The sequence below is a fragment of the Burkholderia sp. MSMB1826 genome (assembly GCF_001526325.1).
Classification (GTDB): Bacteria; Pseudomonadota; Gammaproteobacteria; order Burkholderiales; family Burkholderiaceae; genus Burkholderia.
In genome coordinates this window covers 736,259-758,483 of the sequence record NZ_LOYN01000022.1, presented here as the reverse complement: position 1 = coordinate 758,483, position 22,225 = coordinate 736,259, and the positions used below count along the sequence as shown (strand labels likewise).

At 68.0% G+C, this 22,225-nt stretch carries 21 protein-coding genes; 14 read left to right on the top strand and 7 right to left on the bottom strand.

What is annotated here, in order from left to right; genetic code table 11:
- The first annotated feature begins 100 nt into the window (after window positions 1-100).
- From WS95_RS15680 to WS95_RS15660, 5 genes are all read left to right on the top strand, one after another.
- A complete protein-coding gene (locus tag WS95_RS15680; protein WP_034206382.1) occupies window positions 101-2,443 on the top strand; it encodes an NADP-dependent malic enzyme in 2,343 nt (780 codons plus the stop codon).
- Between the two features lie 377 nt (window positions 2,444-2,820).
- Window positions 2,821-3,252: a ribonuclease domain-containing protein gene (locus tag WS95_RS15675; protein WP_034206383.1), complete on the top strand. Its 432-nt coding sequence runs from the start codon at window positions 2,821-2,823 to the stop codon at window positions 3,250-3,252.
- A 16-nt stretch (window positions 3,253-3,268) separates the two neighbouring features.
- Window positions 3,269-3,832, top strand: coding sequence for a barstar family protein (locus WS95_RS15670; protein ID WP_006476945.1), 564 nt, complete (start codon window positions 3,269-3,271; stop codon window positions 3,830-3,832).
- Between the two features lie 208 nt (window positions 3,833-4,040).
- Window positions 4,041-4,784, top strand: a complete 744-nt coding sequence (locus tag WS95_RS15665; RefSeq protein ID WP_059824543.1) for a hypothetical protein — start codon at window positions 4,041-4,043, stop codon at window positions 4,782-4,784.
- A gap of 65 nt (window positions 4,785-4,849) precedes the next feature.
- Window positions 4,850-5,671 (top strand): hypothetical protein, encoded by an 822-nt coding sequence (locus WS95_RS15660; RefSeq protein WP_059779154.1) that lies wholly within the window; start codon window positions 4,850-4,852, stop codon window positions 5,669-5,671.
- A 6-nt stretch (window positions 5,672-5,677) separates the two neighbouring features.
- On the opposite strand, the gene WS95_RS15655 is transcribed toward WS95_RS15660, so the two are convergent.
- The 3 genes from WS95_RS15655 to speE all read right to left on the bottom strand — a co-directional run bounded on the left by WS95_RS15655 (window position 5,678) and on the right by speE (window position 7,887).
- Window positions 5,678-6,445, bottom strand: coding sequence for a 16S rRNA (uracil(1498)-N(3))-methyltransferase (locus WS95_RS15655; RefSeq protein ID WP_059779768.1), 768 nt, complete (start codon window positions 6,443-6,445; stop codon window positions 5,678-5,680).
- Window positions 6,442-6,879: a VOC family protein gene (locus WS95_RS15650; protein WP_059824541.1), complete on the bottom strand. Its 438-nt coding sequence runs from the start codon at window positions 6,877-6,879 to the stop codon at window positions 6,442-6,444. The genes WS95_RS15655 and WS95_RS15650 overlap by 4 nt, the downstream gene beginning before the upstream one ends.
- Before the next feature lie 150 nt (window positions 6,880-7,029).
- Complete coding sequence (gene speE, locus WS95_RS15645; protein ID WP_034206387.1) at window positions 7,030-7,887, bottom strand: polyamine aminopropyltransferase; 858 nt, start codon at window positions 7,885-7,887, stop codon at window positions 7,030-7,032.
- A 216-nt stretch (window positions 7,888-8,103) separates the two neighbouring features.
- On the opposite strand from speE, the gene tkt reads away from it, so the two are divergent.
- Together tkt and gap are read left to right on the top strand one after the other, a co-directional pair.
- Window positions 8,104-10,176, top strand: a complete 2,073-nt coding sequence (gene tkt, locus WS95_RS15640; protein ID WP_034206388.1) for a transketolase — start codon at window positions 8,104-8,106, stop codon at window positions 10,174-10,176.
- 87 nt (window positions 10,177-10,263) lie between these two features.
- Window positions 10,264-11,274 carry a type I glyceraldehyde-3-phosphate dehydrogenase gene (gene gap, locus WS95_RS15635; protein ID WP_059500962.1) on the top strand — a complete coding sequence of 337 codons (1,011 nt, stop codon included), beginning with the start codon at window positions 10,264-10,266 and terminating at the stop codon, window positions 11,272-11,274.
- 77 nt (window positions 11,275-11,351) lie between these two features.
- Here the strand turns inward: gap and WS95_RS15630 are convergent, their stop codons facing one another.
- The gene (locus WS95_RS15630; RefSeq protein WP_059779162.1) at window positions 11,352-12,242 is read right to left on the bottom strand and encodes a LysR family transcriptional regulator; all 891 of its coding nucleotides are present in this window, start codon (window positions 12,240-12,242) and stop codon (window positions 11,352-11,354) included.
- A gap of 150 nt (window positions 12,243-12,392) precedes the next feature.
- Here WS95_RS15630 and WS95_RS15625 point away from each other — a divergent pair, with 150 nt between their 5' ends.
- A complete protein-coding gene (locus tag WS95_RS15625) occupies window positions 12,393-13,166 on the top strand; it encodes an SDR family NAD(P)-dependent oxidoreductase (RefSeq protein ID WP_059824540.1) in 774 nt (257 codons plus the stop codon).
- Between the two features lie 13 nt (window positions 13,167-13,179).
- Window positions 13,180-14,238: an L-idonate 5-dehydrogenase gene (locus WS95_RS15620; protein WP_034206392.1), complete on the top strand. Its 1,059-nt coding sequence runs from the start codon at window positions 13,180-13,182 to the stop codon at window positions 14,236-14,238.
- A 117-nt stretch (window positions 14,239-14,355) separates the two neighbouring features.
- Here the strand turns inward: WS95_RS15620 and WS95_RS15615 are convergent, their stop codons facing one another.
- On the bottom strand, window positions 14,356-15,555 hold the full coding sequence (locus WS95_RS15615; protein WP_059824538.1) for an MFS transporter: 1,200 nt from the start codon (window positions 15,553-15,555) through the stop codon (window positions 14,356-14,358).
- 313 nt (window positions 15,556-15,868) lie between these two features.
- On the opposite strand from WS95_RS15615, the gene cynR reads away from it, so the two are divergent.
- Window positions 15,869-16,759, top strand: coding sequence for a transcriptional regulator CynR (gene cynR / locus WS95_RS15610; protein WP_059779171.1), 891 nt, complete (start codon window positions 15,869-15,871; stop codon window positions 16,757-16,759).
- 41 nt (window positions 16,760-16,800) lie between these two features.
- Here cynR and WS95_RS15605 read toward each other — a convergent pair whose 3' ends face one another.
- Complete coding sequence (locus WS95_RS15605; protein ID WP_179950198.1) at window positions 16,801-17,523, bottom strand: FadR/GntR family transcriptional regulator; 723 nt, start codon at window positions 17,521-17,523, stop codon at window positions 16,801-16,803.
- 211 nt (window positions 17,524-17,734) lie between these two features.
- On the opposite strand from WS95_RS15605, the gene WS95_RS15600 reads away from it, so the two are divergent.
- The 3 genes from WS95_RS15600 (at window position 17,735) to WS95_RS15590 (ending at window position 20,714) form a co-directional block, all read left to right on the top strand.
- Window positions 17,735-19,054 carry a C4-dicarboxylate transporter DctA gene (locus WS95_RS15600; RefSeq protein WP_059779776.1) on the top strand — a complete coding sequence of 440 codons (1,320 nt, stop codon included), beginning with the start codon at window positions 17,735-17,737 and terminating at the stop codon, window positions 19,052-19,054.
- A gap of 104 nt (window positions 19,055-19,158) precedes the next feature.
- Entirely contained in the window at window positions 19,159-20,166 is a 1,008-nt protein-coding gene (gene alc, locus WS95_RS15595) for an allantoicase (RefSeq protein WP_059824536.1), read from the top strand.
- Window positions 20,167-20,180: 14 nt separating this feature from the next.
- The gene (locus WS95_RS15590) at window positions 20,181-20,714 is read left to right on the top strand and encodes an ureidoglycolate lyase (RefSeq protein ID WP_034206395.1); all 534 of its coding nucleotides are present in this window, start codon (window positions 20,181-20,183) and stop codon (window positions 20,712-20,714) included.
- Window positions 20,715-20,808: 94 nt separating this feature from the next.
- Here the strand turns inward: WS95_RS15590 and fur are convergent, their stop codons facing one another.
- Window positions 20,809-21,237: a ferric iron uptake transcriptional regulator gene (gene fur / locus WS95_RS15585; RefSeq protein WP_006753314.1), complete on the bottom strand. Its 429-nt coding sequence runs from the start codon at window positions 21,235-21,237 to the stop codon at window positions 20,809-20,811.
- 141 nt (window positions 21,238-21,378) lie between these two features.
- Between fur and WS95_RS15580 the strand changes: the two genes are divergently transcribed.
- The gene (locus tag WS95_RS15580) at window positions 21,379-22,185 is read left to right on the top strand and encodes an outer membrane protein assembly factor BamE (RefSeq protein WP_059779177.1); all 807 of its coding nucleotides are present in this window, start codon (window positions 21,379-21,381) and stop codon (window positions 22,183-22,185) included.
- Window positions 22,186-22,225: the final 40 nt, after the last annotated feature.

Genomic DNA, 22,225 nt, shown 5'->3' with positions numbered 1-22,225 from the left:
TGTACGAGGCGAGCGGCGGCGCTCCTGCACCATCCAGTACATTTTGGTCGCGGCTGTTGCACCCGAATCGCCGGTCTGGCGGCCGATGATTGGCGCTACAATGCCGTCGAACAGTTATTCTAATCCGCACGTCACGAGACACATGTCCACCCAAGCCTCCTCCAAAGCCAAGCTCCGCGAAGCCGCGCTCGACTATCACGAATTTCCGACCCCCGGCAAAATCGCGATCGCTCCGACCAAGCAGATGATCAACCAGCGCGACCTCGCGCTCGCGTATTCGCCGGGCGTGGCGTACGCGTGCGAGGAGATCGTCGAGAACCCGCTGAACGCGGCGCGTTTCACCGCGCGCAGCAACCTGGTCGGCGTCGTGACGAACGGCACGGCGGTGCTCGGTCTCGGCAACATCGGCCCGCTCGCGTCGAAGCCGGTGATGGAAGGCAAGGCGGTGCTGTTCAAGAAGTTCGCGGGCATCGACGTGTTCGACATCGAGCTGAACGAATCGGACCCGCACAAGCTCGTCGACGTGATCGCCGCGCTGGAACCGACCTTCGGCGGGATCAACCTCGAAGACATCAAGGCGCCGGACTGCTTCATCGTCGAGCGCGAAGCGCGCAAGCGGATGAAGATCCCGGTGTTCCACGACGACCAGCACGGCACCGCGATCGTCGTGGCCGCGGCCGTCACGAACGGCCTGAAGGTCGTCAACAAGGACATCAAGAAGGTCAAGCTCGTCGCGTCCGGCGCGGGCGCGGCCGCGCTCGCGTGTCTGGACCTGCTGGTCGACATCGGCCTGCCGCTCGAGAACATCACGGTGACGGACCTGGCCGGCGTGGTCTACAAGGGTCGCACCGAGCTGATGGATCCGGACAAGGAGCGTTTCGCGCGCGAAACCGACGCCCGCACGCTCGCCGAAGTGATCGACGGCGCGGACATCTTCCTCGGCCTGTCGGCCGCGGGCGTGCTGAAGCAGGAGATGGTGAAGGGCATGGCCGAGCGCCCGCTGATCCTCGCGCTCGCGAATCCGACGCCGGAAATCCTGCCGGAACTCGCGCTCGAAGTGCGCCCCGACGCCGTGCTGGCCACCGGCCGCACCGATTACCCGAACCAGGTCAACAACGTCCTGTGCTTCCCGTTCATCTTCCGCGGCGCGCTCGACGTCGGCGCGACGACGATCACGCGCGAAATGGAGATCGCGGCCGTCAATGCGATCGCCGAACTCGCGCAGCACGAGCAGAGCGACATCGTCGCGACCGCGTACGGCATCCAGGATCTGTCGTTCGGGCCCGAATACCTGATTCCGAAGCCGTTCGATCCGCGCCTGATCGTGAAGATCGCGCCGGCCGTCGCGCAGGCCGCGATGGACGGCGGCGTCGCGACGCGCCCGATCGAGGACATGGACGCGTACAAGCAGCATCTGCAGCAGTTCGTGTATCACAGCGGCACGACGATGAAGCCGATCTTCCAGATCGCGCGTGCCGCGCCGGAAGAGAAGAAGCGCGTCGTGTTCGCGGAAGGCGAAGAAGAGCGCGTGTTGCGCGCCGTTCAGATCATCGTCGACGAAAAACTCGCGAAGCCGATCCTGATCGGCCGCCCGTCGGTGATCGAGCACCGGATCCAGCGCTACGGCCTGCGCCTCACGCCGGGCGCCGATTTCACGGTCGTCAACACCGAGCACGACGAGCGCTACCGCGACTTCTGGCAGACGTACTACAAGATGATGGCGCGCAAGGGCATCAGCGAGCAGCTCGCGCGCGTCGAAATGCGCCGCCGCACGACGCTGATCGGCTCGATGCTGGTGAAGAAGGGCGAAGCGGACGGGATGATCTGCGGCACGATCAGCACCACGCACCGCCACCTGCACTTCATCGACCAGGTGATCGGCAAGCGCCCTGGATGCAGCGTGTACGCGGCGATGAACGGCCTCGTGCTGCCGGGCCGCCAGATTTTCCTCGTCGATACGCACGTGAACGTCGATCCGACCCCGGAGCAACTGGCCGAGATCACGATCATGGCCGCGGAAGAAGTGCGCCGCTTCGGCATCGAGCCGAAGGTCGCGCTGCTGTCGCACTCGAATTTCGGCACGAGCAATGCGCCTTCGGCGAAGAAGATGCGCGATACGCTCGCGATCCTGCAGGAAACCGCGCCGGAGCTGAAGGTCGACGGCGAGATGCACGGCGACGTCGCGCTCGACGCGGCGCTGCGCAAGGAAATCCTGCCGGAATCGACGCTGGAAGGCGACGCGAACCTGCTGATCCTGCCGAACATCGACGCCGCGAACATCGCGTACAACCTGCTGAAGACGGCCGCCGGCAACAACATCGCGATCGGGCCGATCCTGTTGGGCGCCGCGGAGCCGGTGCACGTGCTGACCGAATCGGCGACCGTTCGCCGCATCGTCAACATGGCGGCGCTGCTGGTCGCCGACGTCAACGCCGCGCGCTGAGCCGAAACGAACACGCGGCGCCGGCCGAACCGGTGCCGCGCGTCGGGCGAAATTGTAAACAAAGGCAAAAAGAGGCGTGCCCGCAATGGGCACGCCGCGGGCAGGGCGCAACCGCGCTTCCCATAAAGCAACAGCAGCATCTTTCCACTCCGGGCAGCGAGCGTGGCAAGGAGGCAGGGTCTTGCCATACGAAAGATGCCGACCGTATTTTATCTCATGTAAGTTAAATGTAGTTCAAATTCGGTAAGAAATGCGGCATTACGGCTGTCGCGCGGCTTTCGATTCCCAAACGGACATTGATTCGCGCGGCCAATAACGCTACGCTAACGCCTTTGTTGGTCGTCAACTACTTGATTTAACAGCGGGAACCCTGGTTCATGGCACGCAAGTGGCTCCGCAACGGCGCGCTCGCGTCCGTCTTCGCGATGTTCGCGATGGGTATCGTCGGCACGCCGACGGGCAGTCTGGTTTCCGCCGCTTACGCACGGGAGGCCGTTCCGGCCGACGTGGCCGCGAGCGGGCTCGATACGATCCCGGCCGCCAGTCTTCCGCGCGAGGCCGTGACCACGCTGGGCCTGATCAGCGCCGGCGGCCCCTATCCGTACGAGAAAGACGGCGTCGTGTTCGGCAATCGCGAGCGGATCCTGCCGAAGGCGAAGCGCGGCTACTACCATGAGTACACGGTGCCGACGCCGCGTGCGCGCAATCGCGGCGCGCGCCGGATCGTCTGTGGCGGGCCGTTGCGCCGGATCGACAACTGTTATTACACGGGCGACCACTACAACAGTTTTAAACGTATTGTTGAATGACTTCGGGACGAATGGCATGAGCGACTCCATCTACGCGCACGATACGGCGGCGGCGGAACTGTTCGCGGCCGGCGACGGCAATCTGTTTCAGCGAGTGATTCAGTTGCACGCGGCGGCGCAGGCCGGCGGCACGCCGGAGCAACAGGAAGCCGAGCCCGGGCTTTCATCGAACGAGGAGCCTATGAGCCTTTTCACGACCGTGCGACCCAATCTCGTGCAGTCGATCCGCGCGTTCCGCGTGCAGGATCTCGCCGACGAAGCCGGTCGGCTCGGCCAGCATTTCCTGTATGCGTATTGCGGCGCCGCGCAGTCGAAGCAGGAAGTGATGGAAACGATCGCGACGTCGTTCCTGTTCCCGAAGCATTTCGGGAAGAACTACGACGCGCTGTACGACTGCCTGACCGACCTCGTCGCGAAGGCCGGCGCGCAGCCCGGTTTCGTGATCGTCCTCGAAGGGCTGCCGATCGCGCAGAAATTCGACAAGGAAGGGCGCGAGACGCTGCTCGACGTGTTCCGCGAGGCCGCCGAGTTCTGGGCCGAGCGCAAGGTCGCGTTCCGGGTGTTTTACTCGTTCGCGTAAGCGCCTCGCCCGGCGGCCGATTCGCCGAACTGCCCGTCAAAAGCCCGCTTCGAGCGGGCTTTTTTGCGTCTGCACGTGTCGCGCGCGGCACGCGACCCGACACAAGCCTTTCATCGAGCACTTTTTTCCGCGACAATCGGTCGGCCCGGCTGCGGACGACGCGCCGGGCGCACGACACCAATCATTCGAGAGAGGGCCGATCTTCCCCATGACCGCTACCCGATTTGCGACGCGCGCGCGTGCGCGCCGTCCGCTCATGTGCGCGCTGACCCTGTGCGCGCTGTCGTTCGGCATTCCGCCGGCCGCGCAGGCCGCGGTGCTGACCCCCGAGCAAACCGCCGACCTGTATCTCGGCGCATTCGTCAATGGCGACGTATCGAAGGCCGAGCAGTTCAACGAGGCAACGCGCACGCACTTCGACGGCAAGGGCGTGCTCGACGTGGCGGCAGTTGCGAAGCTCGCCGACAAGGTGGGCGAGGCTATCGTCGCCTCCATCCTGGACAAGGTGCCGGCGCCTGTGCGCGCAACGGTGAGCGGGCCGACCACCGCGGCGATCGAGTCATTTCAGCATGCACTCGCGCGTTCCGAGTGCAAGGCTACCGGCTCGACCCGGAAACCGGACGCATCCGTGGAGGGCGAATCGATCGCGACGGTCGAATTCGCGTGCCGCGTCGCCGAGGTGGAGCCTGGCTTGCGGGCGCTGCGGGAGAAGGTCGACGAGCCGCGCTCGGAGGACGACAACGCGCGCGCGGCATACCTCGCGACGTTCTTGAACGGCATGGTACCCGTGTTCGACCACGCGCAGACGAGCCGGCCGATGACGGGCCGGATCGATCTGCATGGCGCGGACGGCAAGGGCTGGATCATGGATTCCCCAGCTCAGGTGCTGCGGCCGGTCGTCAACGCGCTGATGAGCCAGATGCGGGAGGCGAACGGCGACGCCGGCGAGTAATCGGCAGCATTCGGGCCGTCGTGCACGTTGCCGGCGCGCCGGACATTCGAACGGGGACATCGACGATGAACGCTTTCACGCGAGGGCTGCTGGTTGCCGCAGCCGTGGTTTCGATGGGGGGCGCGGCGGCCGCGAATGCCGTCGCGGCCGAACCGGCGTCGACGCCGGCTGCGCCGACTGTGTATCCGGCGGTAGAGCGGTTGCTTGCCGATTTGCGCACGCGCTCGACGCCCGGCCAGTATGCGGCGGTGGCCGGCGCGATTCACGCGTCGGCGGCGTTGGCCGGCCAGCTGAACGAACTGGTCGATGCGGGGCTGCTGACGCGCATCGCGGTCGACAGCGGCGAACCCGCGCTCGGCAGGACGTCCGGCGCGTTGCGCAACGGGAGCGTCTGGATCCTGACGCCGGCCTTCGTCGACAGTCAGGCGCCGCGACGCTTGTCCCACGTCGTGCATGACGGCGACATCCTGCCGGACAACATGGTCTTCGCGCTCGGCTACATGGCGTGGCGCGCGAAGCACGATACGGATCTCGGCCGCGAAGCCGCCGCGTTGCGCGCATCGGGCGACAGCCCGGACGAGAAGAAGCGGCGCTGGATCGAGCTGAACACACGGATCGACGCCGGCGGCTTCATCCAGGGCTGGAACGACACGGTCGATGCCGCCACGGCGCAGCACGGCGGCCAGCCGGTCGGTATCGCACAGGTCGTGCCGATGCTGATGAACCTGCGCTATCGCGGCCCATTGATCAAGGCGATCCAGGCGACGCCGCCGTTGCGGGTCACCGCGACGACCTTCTCGTTCGATACGGCCAGCATCGACGCGCTTGCGCTGGCGCTCAAGGGTTCCGGCGTCATCGACATCGAGCCGTTCAACGCGGCGCGCTGACGCGCTTTACCACCCACCCCAGCGCGCCGCCAGCGCCGCGAGCACGGCCGCGCCAGCCGTCTCCGTGCGCAGCACGCGCGGCCCGAGCGACAGCGCGGTGAACCCGCGTGCGCGCGCTGCGTTTTCCTCGTCGGGCGACAGCCCGCCTTCAGGCCCGATCAGCAACGTGACGGTTGCCGCAGGCGGCGCGTCGGGCAGCGATGCGAACGGAATGCTCGCACGCGGCGACAGCAGCAGCCGCAGCTCGCCGTCGGCCGGCGTGGCAGGCAGCGTATCGAGCCATGCGCCGAAGCCGCGTACCGCCGCGACGTCCGGCACACGGTTGCGCCCGCACTGTTCGCACGACGCGCGCACGACACCGCGCCAGTGCGCGACGCGCTTGTCCGCCCGTTCGCCGGACAGCTTCACGACGCCGCGCGCGGTCGACAGCGGCACGACCGCCGCGACGCCGAGCTCGACGGCCTTCTCGATCACCCAGTCCATCTTGTCGCCGCCGGCGATGCCTTGCGCGAGCGTCACGCGATAGGGCGGCTCGGCTTCGACGGGTTCGAACGCCTCGATCTGCGCGAGCGCGTTGCGCTTGTCGATCTCGACGAGCCGCGCGCGGTACTGCCCGCCCGTGCCGTCGAACAGCGCGAGCACATCGCCGGGCTGCAGCCGCAGCACCTGCGCGTGGCGCGCGACCTCGGCCGGCAGCGCGAGCGTGGCGTCGGCGCGCAATGCCGCGTCGACGAAAAAGCGCGGCACGGCCGCGGTGGTGGTGGCTTCGTTCATGCGTGTGGCGGTGTCGGTCGTGCGTCGAGGCGGCACCCGAGCGCCCAGCGGTAGCCGTCGAGATCCTCGATCTGCGCGAACCGGTCGCCCCAGAACTGATCCTGCGGCGCGCTCAGCGATTTCGCGCCCGCGTCGAGCGCGCGCTGCCAGGTGGCGTCGACGTCGTCGACGTACAGATAGAACGATTGCGGCGCGACGGCGTTTGCGCTCTTCGGCGTCAGGGCCTTCGAGCCGAACGCGCCCTCGGGCGCGAACATCACGATCAGCTGGCCGCGATAGGTCATCTCGACGTGCATGATCGCGCCGTCCTCGTCGTGCACGTCGCGCAGCTCGAAGCCGAATGCGGCCTTGAAGAAATCGATGGCCGCGCGCACGTTGCGCACGGCCAGGTACGGCGTCAACCAAGGCACGTCGGCCGGACGTGGATCGGTCATGAAAATCTCCTGTTTTCGCGGTCGAACGGTGCGTTGCGGCGCGGTCGGTCGAGTGGCGTTCGCTGCATCCGGGTCGTTCCGGCTCCGCGTTTCGCACGCGAACCGTGCGACGCCTCGAAGGAGTGCGGAGCGATGCGGCCGTCCGGACGTTTAGCGGCGAACGCCCAGTGTATCGCGCAGCGCGCGCGGCAGGGCAAAGAGGGCCGCATGAAGTCGCGCATCGTAGTAGCGCAACCCCTGCACGCGGCGCGCAGCGAGCCGCTCGTCGACGTCGTGCGCGAACAGCGCGGCCGCATCGAGCGTGTCGCTCGCGATCGCCATCAGCCACTGCGAGCCATACAGCGGCACGTGCGCGGACAACGGATCGACGAACGCGAAACTCGCGCGCAGGTCGTCGAGCAGCGCGGCGATGCGCGTCGCATGGAACACCGGCGAGCCGAGATGCATCGAGATCGCGCCGCGCGGCGTGAGGATCCGCTTGAGGCGGGCGTAGAACGCCCGCGTGTAGAGGCCGGCCGCCGGCGAATCGGGCGGCGTGAGGTCGAACACCACGAGATCGAAATGCTCGACGGTCGACGCGACGAAATGCGCGGCATCGCCGATCACCACTTCCACACGCGGGTCGTCGAGCGCGCCCTGGTGCACGTCGTCGAGATAGCGGCGCGCCATGCCGACCACCTCGTCGTCGAGTTCGGCGATCACGATCCGTTCGATGCATGCGTGCTTGAGCAACTGCCGCGCGGCGCCGCCGTCGCCGCCGCCGAGCACGAGCGCCTTGCGCGGCGACGGATGCGCGAGCGCGGCCGGGTGCGTCATGCATTCGTGATAGACGTACTCGTCGCCGACCGACGTCATCGGCCGGCCGTCGAGCGTGAACAGGCGGCCGAGCTGCGGGGTGTCCCAGACTTCGATCTGCTGGTGCGGGGACGCGACGTGCGCGAGCCGCCGCGCATTCGGGAAGCCGTAGGTGGCGTCGGGCGTCGGGTGAAAGAGAAGGGTGGTACTCACGGGCAGGCCGCTGGGGGCAGGCAGTTCCGACGCCTGAATTATAGGCGGCGGCCGGTCTGGCGGAAAACCGTGCCGGAACACGACGCGCCGACAAGGGAAATGCCGCCCCATCTGTTAAAATGACGAGCTTTGCAGCCCCGTCCGTAGGCTCCGTCCGCTTCGCGTCCGTCAGGCGCCGCACCGCGCGCCGGGAACGATCGACGCTCGAGCTTCCGGATGCCGCCGTGCCCCCGTTTCCTCGACTCGTTCTCCGGACTCGACATGACGACTTCGTCTCCCGCCTCCACCACCCTGATGGCCAACGCGATCCGTGCGCTCGCGATGGACGCCGTCCAGCAAGCGAACTCCGGTCACCCCGGCATGCCGATGGGCATGGCCGAAATCGGCGTGGCGCTCTGGTCGCGCCATCTGAAGCACAACCCGGCGAACCCGCACTGGGCCGACCGCGACCGTTTCGTGCTGTCGAACGGCCACGGCTCGATGCTGCTGTACTCGCTGCTGCACCTGACCGGCTACGACCTGCCGATCGAAGAGCTGAAGAACTTCCGCCAGCTGCACTCGAAGACGCCGGGCCACCCGGAATACGGGATCACGCCGGGCGTCGAGACGACCACCGGCCCGCTCGGCCAGGGTCTCGCGAACGCGGTCGGCATGGCGCTCGGCGAAGCGCTGATGGCCGACGAGTTCAACCGTGACGGCGCGAAGATCGTCGATCACCACACGTACGTGTTCCTCGGCGACGGCTGCCTGATGGAAGGCATCTCGCACGAAGCCTGCTCGCTCGCGGGCACGCTGAAGCTGAACAAGCTGATCGCGCTGTACGACGACAACGGCATCTCGATCGACGGCGACGTCGTGAACTGGTTCCACGACGACACGCCGAAGCGTTTCGAGGCGTACGGCTGGAACGTGATCCCGAACGTGAACGGCCATGACGTCGACGCGGTCGACGCGGCGATCGCGAAGGCGAAGCTGTCGGACAAGCCGACGCTGATCTGCTGCAAGACGGTGATCGGCAAGGGCGCGGCGACCAAGGCCGGCGGCCACGACGTGCACGGCGCCGCGCTCGGCGCGGAAGAAATCGCGAAGACGCGCGAAGCGCTCGGCTGGAAGTGGGAGCCGTTCGTGATTCCGCAGGAAGTCTATGCGGCATGGGACGCGAAGGAAGCCGGCAAGCGCGCCGAGACCGAATGGGACGCGACGTTCGCGGCCTATCGCGCGAAGTTCCCGGCAGAAGCCGCCGAATTCGAGCGCCGGATGGCCAACAAGCTGCCGGCCGACTGGGCCGAGAAGGCTGCCGCGATCATCGCCGGCGCGAACGAGCGCGCCGAGACGGTCGCGACCCGCAAGGCGTCGCAGCAGGCGATCGAGGGCCTCGCCGCCGCGCTGCCCGAGCTGCTCGGCGGCTCGGCCGACCTGACCGGCTCGAACCTGACCAACTGGAAGGCGTCGAAGGCCGTGCGCGCGAATCCGGAAGGCGCGGGCGTGCGGCTCGGCAACCACATCAACTACGGCGTGCGCGAATTCGGCATGAGCGCCGCGATCAACGGCCTCGCGCTGCACGGCGGCCACAAGCCGTTCGGCGGCACGTTCCTGACGTTCTCCGACTACAGCCGCAACGCGCTGCGCGTGGCCGCGCTGATGAAGGTGCCGTCGATCTTCGTGTTCACGCACGATTCGATCGGCCTCGGCGAAGACGGCCCGACGCACCAGTCGATCGAGCACGTGTCGAGCCTGCGCCTGATCCCGAACCACGACGTCTGGCGCCCGGCCGACACGGTCGAGACGGCCGTCGCATGGACCCAGGCGGTTGCCGCCGACCGTCCGTCGAGCCTGATCTTCAGCCGTCAGAACCTCGCGTTCAACCCGCGTACCGATGCGCAGATCGCCAACATCGAGAAGGGCGGTTACGTGCTGAAGGACTGGGACGACGAAATCGTCGCGCGCAAGATCATCCTGATCGCGACGGGCTCGGAAGTCGAACTCGCGATGAAGGCCGTCGAGCCGCTCGCGCAGCAGGGCATCGCGGCGCGCGTCGTGTCGATGCCGTCGACCAACGTGTTCGACCGCCAGGACGCCGAATACCGCGAACGCGTGCTGCCGCACGGCGTGCGCCGCGTCGCGATCGAAGCGGGCGTGACGAGCTTCTGGCACAAGTACGTCGGCCTCGAAGGCGGCGTCGTCGGGATCGACACGTTCGGCGAATCGGCGCCGGCCGGCGTGCTGTTCAAGTACTTCGGCTTCACCGTCGAGCACGTCGTCGAGACCGCGAAGGCCGTGCTGGCCTAAAAGCATACGCGACGCGCGCCGCCCGATGCGCGCGTCGCACCGTGAAGCTGCACGAAACGAATTTTTTCAGCCATCAGGAGATAGACCATGACGATTCGCGTCGCAATCAACGGCTACGGCCGTATCGGCCGCAACACGCTGCGCGCGTTTTATGAAAACGGCAAGAAGCACGATATCGAGATCGTCGCGATCAACGACCTGGGCGATGCGAAGACCAACGCGCACCTGACCCAGTACGACACCGCGCACGGCAAGTTCCCGGGCGAAGTGTCGGTCGACGGCGACTACCTCGTCGTGAACGGCGACAAGATCCGCGTGCTCGCGAACCGCAACCCGGCCGAACTGCCGTGGGGCGAACTGGGCGTCGACGTCGTGATGGAGTGCACGGGCTTCTTCACGACCAAGGAAAAGGCGAGCGCGCACCTGAAGGGCGGCGCGAAGAAGGTGATCATCTCGGCGCCGGGCGGCAAGGACGTCGACGCGACGATCGTCTACGGCGTGAACCACGACGTCCTGAAGGCCGAGCACACGGTCATCTCGAACGCATCGTGCACGACGAACTGCCTCGCGCCGCTCGTCAAGCCGCTGAACGACAAGATCGGCCTCGAAACCGGCCTGATGACGACGATCCACGCGTACACGAACGACCAGGTGCTGACGGACGTCTACCACGAAGACCTGCGCCGCGCGCGTTCGGCCACGCACAGCCAGATCCCGACGAAGACGGGCGCCGCATCGGCGGTCGGCCTCGTGCTGCCGGAACTGAACGGCAAGCTCGACGGCTACGCGATCCGCGTCCCGACGATCAACGTGTCGATCGTCGACCTGTCGTTCATCGCGAAGCGCGACACGACGGTCGAGGAAGTCAACGCGATCATGAAGGAAGCATCGGAAGGCGCGCTGAAGGGCATCCTCGGCTACAACGACGCACCGCTGGTGTCGATCGACTTCAACCACAACCCGGCTTCGTCGACGTTCGACGCGACGCTGACCAAGGTGTCGGGCCGCCTCGTGAAGGTGTCGAGCTGGTACGACAACGAGTGGGGCTTCTCGAACCGCATGCTGGATACGGCCGTCGCATTCGCGAACGCGAAGTAATCCCGCACGTCGCGCGGCCGCCGCAACGCGGCCGGCGCGGCGGACGAACCCGGCCCGGGGTTTCCCGGCCGGGTTTTTTATTGCCCGCCGTTCGCCGTCACGTGTTCGATCGCGGCGACGAACGCGCGCTTCAGCGGGCTGTCGAGATCGGTCCACGCGAGGCCGATGCCGCTGCGATGACCGGCCAGGTCGAGCGGCCGCGCGAGCACGTTCGGCGGCAGCGCGCTGGCCGCTTCCGCCGGGATCAGCCCGATCCCCATTCCCGCCGCGACGAGCGCGAGCATCGTCGTGAATTCCCCGAACTCCTGCGCGATCTCGAGCGTCGTGCCCGCGCGGCTCAATGCGAGCAGCATGTCGTCGTGAAAGCCGGGTGCGTAGCGGCGCGCGAGCACGAACGCGGGGTGGCCGCGCAATGCGGCGGGCGAAATCGCATCGCGCGCGGCGAGCGGATGGCCGAGCGGCAGCGCGACGACGAAGCCTTCCTCGAGCACCACGCGCATGTCGATGCCCGCATACGCGGCCGGCAGCCGGATCATGCCGAAGTCGATCCGCCGGTCGCGCAGCGCGGCGATCTGGTCGGGCGTCGGCATGTCCTTCAGTTCGAGCGCGATCAGCGGATAGCGCTCGCGCATCGTGCGCAGCACGGCCGGCAGCAGCGCCGGCAATACCGACGACACGAACGCGATGCGCAGCGTGCCGATTTCGCCGCGGCTCGACAGCCGCGCCATCTGTTCCGCGCGTGCAGCCTGCTGCAGCGTCGCCCGCGCTTCGGGCAGGAACACGCGCCCCGTGTCGCTCAGCTCGACCTTGTGCCGGTCGCGCTCGAACAGGCGTGCGCCGAGTTCCGTCTCGAGCGCCTTGATCTGCATGCTGAGCGCGGGCTGCACGATGCACAGGCGCTGCGCGGCGCGCCCGAAATGCAGCTCTTCCGCGAGCGTGACGAAGGCGCGCAATTGCTTGAGTTCCATGGGCGGCGGGCACGAAAGGCGGTAATCAGTTTTCATGATAACCGGATCAAGAAAGACCATTGGCGTGACGCCCCGGTTGCGGCGGAAGATACCGTCGACGCCAGACCGGCCGCGACGGGTGGCCGGCTCGACGGGCACGAGGAGACATCCATGACTGATGCGCTTGATCGGTTCCGCCTCGACGGCCGCCGCGCGCTGATTACCGGTTCCGGCCGCGGGATCGGGCTGACGCTCGCCCGCGGGCTCGCGGAAGCGGGCGCGGCGATCGTCATCAACGATCGCAATGAAGAGAAGGCCGCGACGCTCGCGCGCCAGTTTCGCGACGAAGGCTTCGCGGCCGACTACACGGTGTTCGACGTCGCGGAGCACGCGCAGGTGCGCGCGGCGGTCGACGACTTCGAGGCGCGCGTCGGCGCGATCGACATCCTCGTGAACAACGCGGGCATCCAGCGCCGCGCGCCGCTCGACGCATTCGATCCGGACGACTGGCATGCGCTGATGCGCGTGAATCTCGACGGCGTGTTCAACGTCGCGCAGGCGGTGGCGCGCCACATGATCGCGCGCGGACGCGGGAAGATCATCAATATCTGTTCGGTGCAGAGCGAGCTCGCGCGGCCGACGATCGCGCCGTATGCGGCGACCAAGGGCGCGGTGCGGATGCTGACCAAGGGGATGTGCGCCGACTGGGCGCGTCACGGCATCCAGGCGAACGGCCTCGCGCCCGGCTATTTCGAAACGGAGCTGAATCGCGCGCTGGTCGACGACGCGGCGTTTTCGGACTGGCTGTGCAAGCGCACGCCGGCCGGCCGCTGGGGGCAGGTCGACGAGCTGGGCGGCGCGGCGATCTTCCTCGCGTCGGCTGCATCCGATTTCGTGAACGGCCAGACGCTGTTCGTGGACGGCGGGCTGACCAGTGCCGTCTAACGAGGAGAGAGTCATGCGTATGCGTTGCATGTGTGTCGTGATCCACGGGCCGAACGACCTGCGGGTCGAGGAGCGGGACGCGGGCGAGATCGGCCCGGGCCAGGTGCGCGTCGACGTCGCGATGGGCGGCATCTGCGGCTCCGATCTGCATTACTTCCGGCACGGGGGCTTCGGCGCGATCCGGCTGCAGCAGCCGATGGTGCTCGGCCACGAGGTCGCCGGCACGGTCGCGGAAGTGGCGCCGGACGTGACGTCGGTGAAGGTCGGCGATCGCGTCGCGGTCAATCCGAGCCGGCCGTGCGGCGCGTGTCGCTACTGCCTCGAAGGGCTGCCGAACCAGTGTCTCGACATGCGCTTCTACGGCAGCGCGATGCGCATGCCGCACGTGCAGGGCGCGTTCCGCAACGCGCTCGTGTGCGACGCGGCGCAGTGCGTGAAGGTCGCCGATCACGTGCCGCTGTCGCTCGCGGCGCTCGCCGAGCCGTTCGCGGTCGGGCTGCATGCGGTGTCGCGCGCGGGCGCGCTGATCGGCAAGCGCGTGCTCGTGTCGGGTTGCGGGCCGATCGGCGTGCTGGCGGTCGCGGCGGCGCGCGTGCACGGCGCGGCGGAGATCGTCGCGACCGACGTCGTCGACGCGCCGCTGGACGTGGCGCGCGCGCTCGGCGCGGACCGCACGATCAACGCGGTGGCCGATGCCGGCTGGGTCGAGCGCTACAGCGCCGACAAGGGCACGTTCGACGTGATGATCGAATGTTCGGGCAATGCGCGCGCGCTGCGCGACGGACTGGACGTGATGCGTCCGCGTGGCGTCGTCGTGCAGCTCGGACTCGGCGGCGACGTGAGCCTGCCGCAGAACGTCGTGGTCGCGAAGGAGCTGTCGATCTGCGGGTCGTTCCGCTTTCATGCGGAATTCGCGCTGGCGGTGCAGCTGATCAACGCGGGGCGCGTCGACCTGCGGCCGGCCGTCACGCGCGTGTTCCCGATGCGCGATGCGAACCTCGCGTTCGAACTGGCGGGCGACCGCCAGCGTGCGATGAAGGTGCTGATCGATTTCGCGAACGAGGTCGCGTGACGGTGCGGCGTTGGCGCGTCGCGACGGCTGCGGCATCCTTGGTGAAAAGGCACGCCCGCGATGCGCGGCGCGTGCCTTGTTCGTCGTGCGGCGCAAACGGGTCGCCGGCCTGCCGCATCACTGCGTGACCCGTCGCGTGCTGACACGTTGCGATGCGAGCCACAGCGCGATCAGCACGCCCGACAGCGCGGCGCCCGCGACGCACACGCCGCGCCAGCCGTCGAGGCCGTACGCGACGCTCGCGGCGAACGACCCGAACGCGCCGCCGATGAAATAGCTCGTCAGGTAGATCGTCGTCACGCGGCTGCGTGCGTTGCCCGCGAGCGCATAGATCACGCTCTGGTTCGAGATGTGCATGCCCTGCACGCCGACGTCGAGCAGCAGGATGCCCGCGATCAGCGCCGCGAGCGAATGCGAGCCGGTCGCGATCAGCGCGAACGACGCGAGCACGGCCGCCGCGAACAGGCCGGTGGCCGCATTGCCGTGGCCGCGATCGACGAGCCGGCCGGCCGACGTCGCCGCAAGCGCGCCGACCGCGCCGACGATCCCGAACAGGCCGATCTGCCCTTCCGAATAGCTGTACGGCGGTTGGCTCAGCAAAAACGTGAGGCCCGTCCACAGCAGGCTGAAGCACGCGAACACGAGCGCACCGTAGGTCGAGCGCAGCGCGATCGGCGGCTGCGCGCGCACCAGCGCGACGAGCGACTTCATCAGCGCCGCGTAGTCGACGTGCGCGTCGCGGCGATCCTTCGGCAGCTTCACGGCGAGCACGGCGGTCAGCGCGAGCACCATCGCGGCGGCGATACCGTACACCGCGCGCCAGCCGAGCCAGTCGGCGATCGCGCCGGCCGCGACGCGCGCGAGCAGGATACCCAGCAGGAGCCCGCTCATCACGGTGCCGACCGCGCGGCCGCGCGAGCGTGCGTCGGCGAGCGACGCCGCGAACGGCACGAGCAGCTGCGTCGAACAGGTGACGAAGCCGACCGCGACGTTCGCGACGACGAACATCGTGAAGTTCGTGCTGGACGCGACCGCGATCAGTGCGACGACGTTGAGCATCAGCAGCCGCACGATCAGCGTATGGCGATTGACCGCGTCGCCGAGCGGGACGATCAGCAGCAGGCTGGCCGCATAGCCGAGCTGCGTCAGCGTGACGAGATAGCCGAGCTCGGTCGGCGCGCGCCCGAAGCTGTGCGCGATCGCGGCGAGCAGCGGTTGCGCGTAATAGATGTTGCCGATGACGATGCCGCACGCGCATGCGAACAGCAGCGTCATGCCGCGGGTGAGGGGAGGGTGATCGTCGTGATGCGGTTCCATGGTCGCGAAAGACAGCGGCGCCGGCCGGCGGCACGGGGCCGTCGGTTGCGCGGGGTGACGGAAATCGGGGGCCGGCGTCGACGGATCGGCGGTGAGCCGAAGCGCGCCGGGCGGATCGCGGCCGGACCCAGATCGGGCGGGCGGCGGATCGCCGTGCGGCGGGCGCTGGCAGGGCGGGCCCGGGCGTGCCGCTTCCGTGCGGCGACAGCGGCGCTGCACGCAAGCGGATGTGCGTATGATGCGGGTATCGATTCATAGCGTCCAAGACTGGATCGTTATGGTCTCTATTGGTAAAACCAATACGTTGGTTGCGATGCTTCTCCGTCACATCCGCTATTTCCTGGCCGTCGCCGAGCAGCGCAGTTTCACGCGCGCGGCCGATGCGCTGCACGTGTCGCAGCCGACGCTGTCGCAGCAGGTCCGTCAGCTCGAGGAAACGCTCGGCGTGCAGCTGTTCGACCGTTCGGGCCGCACGGTGCGGCTCACCGAATTCGGCGAGGTCTATGCGCGGCATGCGCGCGCCGCGCTGCACGCGCTCGATGCCGGGCAGCGCGCGCTGCACGACGTCGCCGATCTCGGCAGCGGCTCGCTGCGGCTCGCGATGATGCCGACGTTCGCGGCTTACCTGAGCGGCTCGCTGATCGACGCATTCCATGCCGACCATCCGAACGTCGCGCTGACGATCGACGCGATGCCGCAGGCGCGCATCGAGGCGCTGCTCGCCGACGACCGGCTCGACGCCGGCTTCGCGTTCATGCCGCCGCGCGCACCGGACATCGACGCGCTGCCGCTGTGGGACGAGCCGCTCGCGCTGGTGACGGGGCGCACGCACCGCCTCGCGCGCCGCCGCCGCGCGCTGACGCCGGCCGAGCTCGGCGGCGAGCCGCTGGTGCTGCTGAGCCGCGCGTTCGCGACGCGCGAGCGCATCGACCGGTATTTCGTCGAGCACGGCGCGCGGCCGTCGATCGCGATCGAGACGAATACGGTCAGCGCGGTGCTGGAACTCGTGCGGTGCGGCCGGCTCGCGACGGTGCTGCCCGACGCGGTCGCGCGCGAGAGCGGCGACCTGTGCGCGCTGGAGATCGATCCGCCGCTGCCGACGCGCACGGCCGCGCTGCTCACGCGCAAGGGCGCGTACCGCAGCGTCGCGGCGCGCGCCTTCATCGAGCGCGTGCTCGCCTATCGCGATTCGTCGGAACGGTGACCGGCGGGCCGGCCGGACGGGCAGGCGGCGGCGCGGGGGAATTACGCGCCGGGCGTCGGGAAGAACACGCCCGCGCGCTGCGCGGCGTTCGCGATGTGCGTTTCGATCGCGATGCCGGCGGTGGTCGCATCGCGCGCGATCAGCGCGTCGACGATCGCGCGGTGCTCGTGCCACGTCGACAGCAGCAGTTCGCGACGATAGAACGGCATGCGCTGGCTTTCCTTCATGATGTCCGCGCTGCTGCGCAGGATGGACTCGATCGCCGCGTTGCCGGCCAGATGGATGATCCGCATGTGGAAGTCGAAGTCGAGCCGCGAGGCTTCTTCGAGTGCGTTCTCCGTCAGCGCGACGTGCAGGTCGGCGAGGTTGTCCTCGAACCACGCGATGTCGTCGTCGCTGACCACGCGCGCGGCCATCCGCGCGGCGAAGCCTTCGAGCGCATAGCGCATCTGGTAGGTGTCGGGCGGCGACGACTGCTCGGCGAATTGCCACGGATGCGCGGCCGACGCCTGCGCGCTTTCGACGTACACGCCCTTGCCCGCGCGGATGCGCAGCATCCCGAGCGCCTCGAGCGTCGACAGTGCCTCGCGCAGCGACGCGCGGCTGATTTCCAGCTCCTCGGAGAGCTGGCGCTGGGCCGGCAGCAGGCTGCCGACCGGGTACACGCCTGTCTCGATCCGGTCGCGGATCGTCGCGATGGCGGTGTCGGTCACGGTATGCGGAACATTTTTCATGGTGTGAACGATGGCCGGTCTGACCGGCATTGTAATCCGCCCGCGAGAGGTGCACGACCGCCTACGGGAAAGCCACGATCCGCCCCTTTCCAGGGTGCCGCAAGCCCGTGCGCGGGGGCGGGAAATCCCTATTTTGTTCGTCCTTGACGCCACTATATCGGCTTCCTACTATCCCCCATAACATCACTGGTCTTACCAGTATGAACAGACGAAACTGCAACCGTTGGATCGGGAGAGCGCCGTGTCGAAATTCCTCAATTCGCTGTTTGGCCGGGTAGTCGTCGCATTAATCCTGGGGGTCGCGCTCGGCGCGTTCTTCCCGCACTTCGCCGAGTCGCTGCGTCCGCTCGGCGACGGCTTCCTGAAGCTCATCAAGATGGTCATCGGCCCGATCGTGTTCTGCGTCGTGGTCAGCGGCATGGCCAATGCGGGCGACTTGAAGAAGGTCGGCCGGGTCGGCCTGAAGGCGGTCGTCTACTTCGAGGTGATGACGACGCTCGCGCTCGGCATCGGGCTCGTCCTTGCCTGGGTCACGCGCCCCGGCGTCGGGATGAACATCGACCTGCGCTCGCTCGACGCGGCGTCGCTGTCGACGTACGCGAAGAACGCCGAAAGCCTGAAGGACACGGCCGGCTACCTGATGAAGATCATCCCCGAGACGGCGATCGACGCGTTCGCGAAGGGCGACATCCTGCAGATCCTGGTGTTCGCGGTGCTGTTCGGCTCCGCGCTGTCGCTGCTCGGCGACAAGGCGCAGCGCGTCAATTCGCTGATCGAGGAGCTGTCGCACGTGTTCTTCCGGATCATCGGCTTCATCATCAAGCTCGCGCCGCTCGGCGTGCTCGGCGCGATCGCGTTCACGACCGGCAAGTACGGCGTCGCGTCGCTCAAGCAGCTCGGCTACCTGGTCGCGGTGTTCTACCTGAGCTGCTTCGTGTTCGTCACGGTCGTGCTCGGCGCGGTGATGCGGCTCGCGGGCTTCTCCGTGTTCAAGCTGATCCGCTATCTGCGCGAGGAACTGTCGATCGTGCTCGGCACGGCGTCGTCGGACGCCGTGTTGCCGCAGGTGATGAGCAAGCTCGAATACATGGGCATCAAGGATTCGACCGTCGGCCTCGTGATTCCGACCGGCTATTCGTTCAACCTCGACGGCTTCTCGATCTACCTGACGCTCGCGGTGCTGTTCATCGCGCAGGCCACCAACACGCCGCTGTCCACGCACGACCTGATCGTCGTGCTGCTCGTGTCGCTCGTCACGTCGAAGGGCGCGCACGGCATCCCCGGCTCGGCGATCGTGATTCTCGCGGCGACGCTGTCGGCGATTCCCGCGATTCCGGTGCTCGGCCTCGTGCTGATCCTGCCGGTCGACTGGTTCGTCGGCATCGCCCGCGCGTTGACCAACCTGATCGGCAACTGCGTCGCGACGGTGGTGGTCGCCGTGTGGGAGAACGACATCGATCGGGCCCGCGCGAAGCGCGTGCTGAACCGCGAGCTGCGCTACGTGGCCGATGCGCCGGGCGGCGCCGCACCGGTCGCCGGCGACCAGGCTCACGCGCTCTGAACACGCCGCTCGCGCGGCGCGGCTTCCCCGGCCGCACCGCGCGACCGAACTTCATGCGACCGGCGCGCCGATGCGCCGGCGCTTGTCAAAAAAATGGAGACGACATGGCAGCCCCCATCCTCGATCCGAACGCGCCGGCCTTCACGCGGCGCTACATGAACCTCGCCGACCCGCGCCTGGGTGCGCAGGCGCTCTTCGCCAGCGACGAATTCTTCGCGCCGAAGGAGCGCATGCTGAATCCCGAGCCGGCCGTGTTCATTCCCGGCAAGTACGACGACCACGGCAAGTGGATGGACGGCTGGGAAACCCGCCGCAAGCGTACGACCGGCCACGACTTCTGCGTGGTCCGGCTCGCGCGGCCGGGCGTGATCCACGGCGTCGATCTCGATACGAGCCACTTCACCGGCAACTTCCCGCCGGCCGCGTCGATCGAGGCCTGCGCGGTGGACGGCGACACGCCGCCGGACGACGCTGAATGGCGCACGATCGTCCCCGCGACGACGCTGCAGGGCAATGCGCATCACTACGTGAGCGTCGACGATGCGCAGCCGGTCACGCATCTGCGCGTGAACCTGTATCCGGACGGCGGGCTCGCGCGGCTGCGCGTGTACGGCCAGCCGCAGCGCGACTGGCGCCGCGTGCCGGCCGGCGAGCTCGTCGATCTCGCGGCGATCGAGAACGGCGGCTATCTGGTGGCCGCGAACAACCAGCACTTCGGCCCGGCCTCGCAGATGCTGATGCCGGGGCGCGGCGCGAACATGGGCGACGGCTGGGAAACGCGGCGCCGGCGCGAGCCCGGCAACGACTGGGCGATCGTCGCGCTCGCGCGGCCGGGCATCATCCGGCGCGTCGAGGTCGATACGGCGTTCTTCAAGGGCAATTTCCCCGACCGCTGCTCGCTGCAGGCCGCGCACGTGACGGGCGGCACCGACGATTCGATCGTCACGCAGGCGATGTTCTGGGCCGAACTGCTCGGCGAGCAGAAGCTGCAGATGGATCGCGTGCACACGTTCGACTCGCTCGCCGCGCTCGGCCCCGTCACGCACGTGCGGTTCAACATCTTCCCGGACGGCGGCGTGTCGCGCCTGCGTCTGTGGGGCGAGCCGGCTTGAAGGAGGGCAGCGGCATGAGCGGCACTCCCATCCTGCGCGTCGAGCGCCTGACTCGCGAAGCGTTCGCGCCGTTCGGCGACGTGATCGCGCTCGAAGGCGCGCGGCATTTCCCGATCAACGGCGGCACGACCGAGCGCTTTCACGATCTCGCGACGATCGACGTGTGCGCGGACGGCGGCCGGCCGCTTGTCAGCGTGTTTCGCGCGCAGCCGCGTGCGCTGCCGGTCGCGGTCACGCTGATGGAGCGTCACCCGCACGGCAGCCAGGCGTTCATCCCGCTCGCGGCGGTGTCGCGCTACGCGATCGTCGTCGCGCCGGCCGGCGAATTCCGACCCGACGCGATGCGCGCGTTCCTGGCCGAAGGCTGGCAGGGCGTCAATTATGCGAAGGGTGTCTGGCACCATCCGCTGCTCGCGCTCGACGCGGTCAGCGATTTCGTGATCGTCGATCGCGGCGGCCCGCAGCCGAACTGCGACGAGATTCCGCTGGAGCGTCCGTGGGCGCTCGATTTCGAGTCGGCCTGCGCGGGCGTCGAAGGGCTTTCGTAAGCATCCCGGGCGCGCGGCACGCTCGCCCAAAAAAGCAGACGGCCCGGGCGGCGGGATGCCGGCCGGGCCGTGCTGCGTGCGCCGGTGGCGCGAGTCAGTGCTTGCGGTGCGGGCAGTTCTCGGTCGTGCACGAGCCGTACATCGCGAGCGAATGCTCCTGGAGCCGGAAGCCGCGCTCCTTCGCGATCGCCTGCTGGCGGCTCTCGATCTCGGCGTCGAAGAATTCCTCGACGCGGCCGCAATCGAGGCACACGAGGTGGTCGTGGTGCGAACCTTCGTTCAGCTCGAACACCGCCTTGCCGGATTCGAAGTTGCTGCGCGTGAGCAGGCCGGCCTGCTCGAACTGCGTGAGCACGCGGTAGACGGTCGCGAGCCCGATGTCGAGCTGCTCGTTGAGCAGGTTGCGGTAGACGTCTTCGGCCGTCAGGTGGCGCACGGGGCTCTGCTGGAAGATCTCGAGAATCTTGAGGCGCGGTAGGGTGGCCTTTAGCCCGATATTCTTGAGATCCGTCGGATTGGTCATGGCTAGGCATCCCTAGAGTACAATGCAGGGCTTCAATGTTACCGGCTTTTCGCCGTTCCAGATATACGCGCGGCCTGCACGCGGGCCAGCACGGTGAAGGAAATGATCCCAGAATCGCTTTCGCACTTTCAGAGGAGTCGCATGCGGAGTGCCATCATCGCTGCCGCCGCCGTTGTCGCGCTGGCGGGTTGTTCGTCGTACGACAGCGTGACGCAGCGCATTGCGCAGAGCATCACGCCGTATCGGATCACCGTCGTGCAAGGCAACTTCGTGTCGCAGGAGAAGGCCGCACAGTTGCAGGTCGGGATGACGCGCGAGCAGGTCCGCGCGCTGCTCGGCACGCCGCTGCTGGCGGACATGTTCCACGCGGATCGCTGGGATTACCTTTTCTACTTCAAGCGCGGCTCGACGTCGATCGTCCAGCAGCGCGACCTCGTGGTCAATTTCTCGGGCGATCGCGTGGCGAGCTGGACCGGCGCCGACAACCTGCCGTCCGAGCTCGACCTGCTGGCCGACATCGACGGCGACCGCGGCGGCAAGAAGGCGAAGGCCGCTGCCGCGGCGAAGAAGGCGTCCGAAGCCGCCGCCGCGAGCGCCGCGGAGGCTGCCGCTGCCGCGAACCCGGCCGCCAGCCCGGCCACGGTGCCGGCGTCCGCCGCGGCGGTCGACCAGGATGCGAACGCCCAGGCGGCGCGCGCGGCGAACCGCGCGACCAACCAGGTGTCGGGTCAGGGTTCGGGTTCGCGCCGCTTCACGCCGGCCGCACAGGCCTCGGGCGGCGCGCCGGTGCCGGGCGGCCAGCCGCCGGGCGCCGCGCCGGCGATCCAGCCGCAGTTCCAGTTCCATCGTCCGCCGCAGCCGAACGTGTCGAACGAGGCGTCGCCGCCGGTCGGTCCGCAAGGCTCGGACAACCTGCAGAACCAGCCGCTCACCGCACCGGCCCAGTAAGCGGCCGGCGTGCGGAAACGGGGCGGCATGCGCCGCCCGC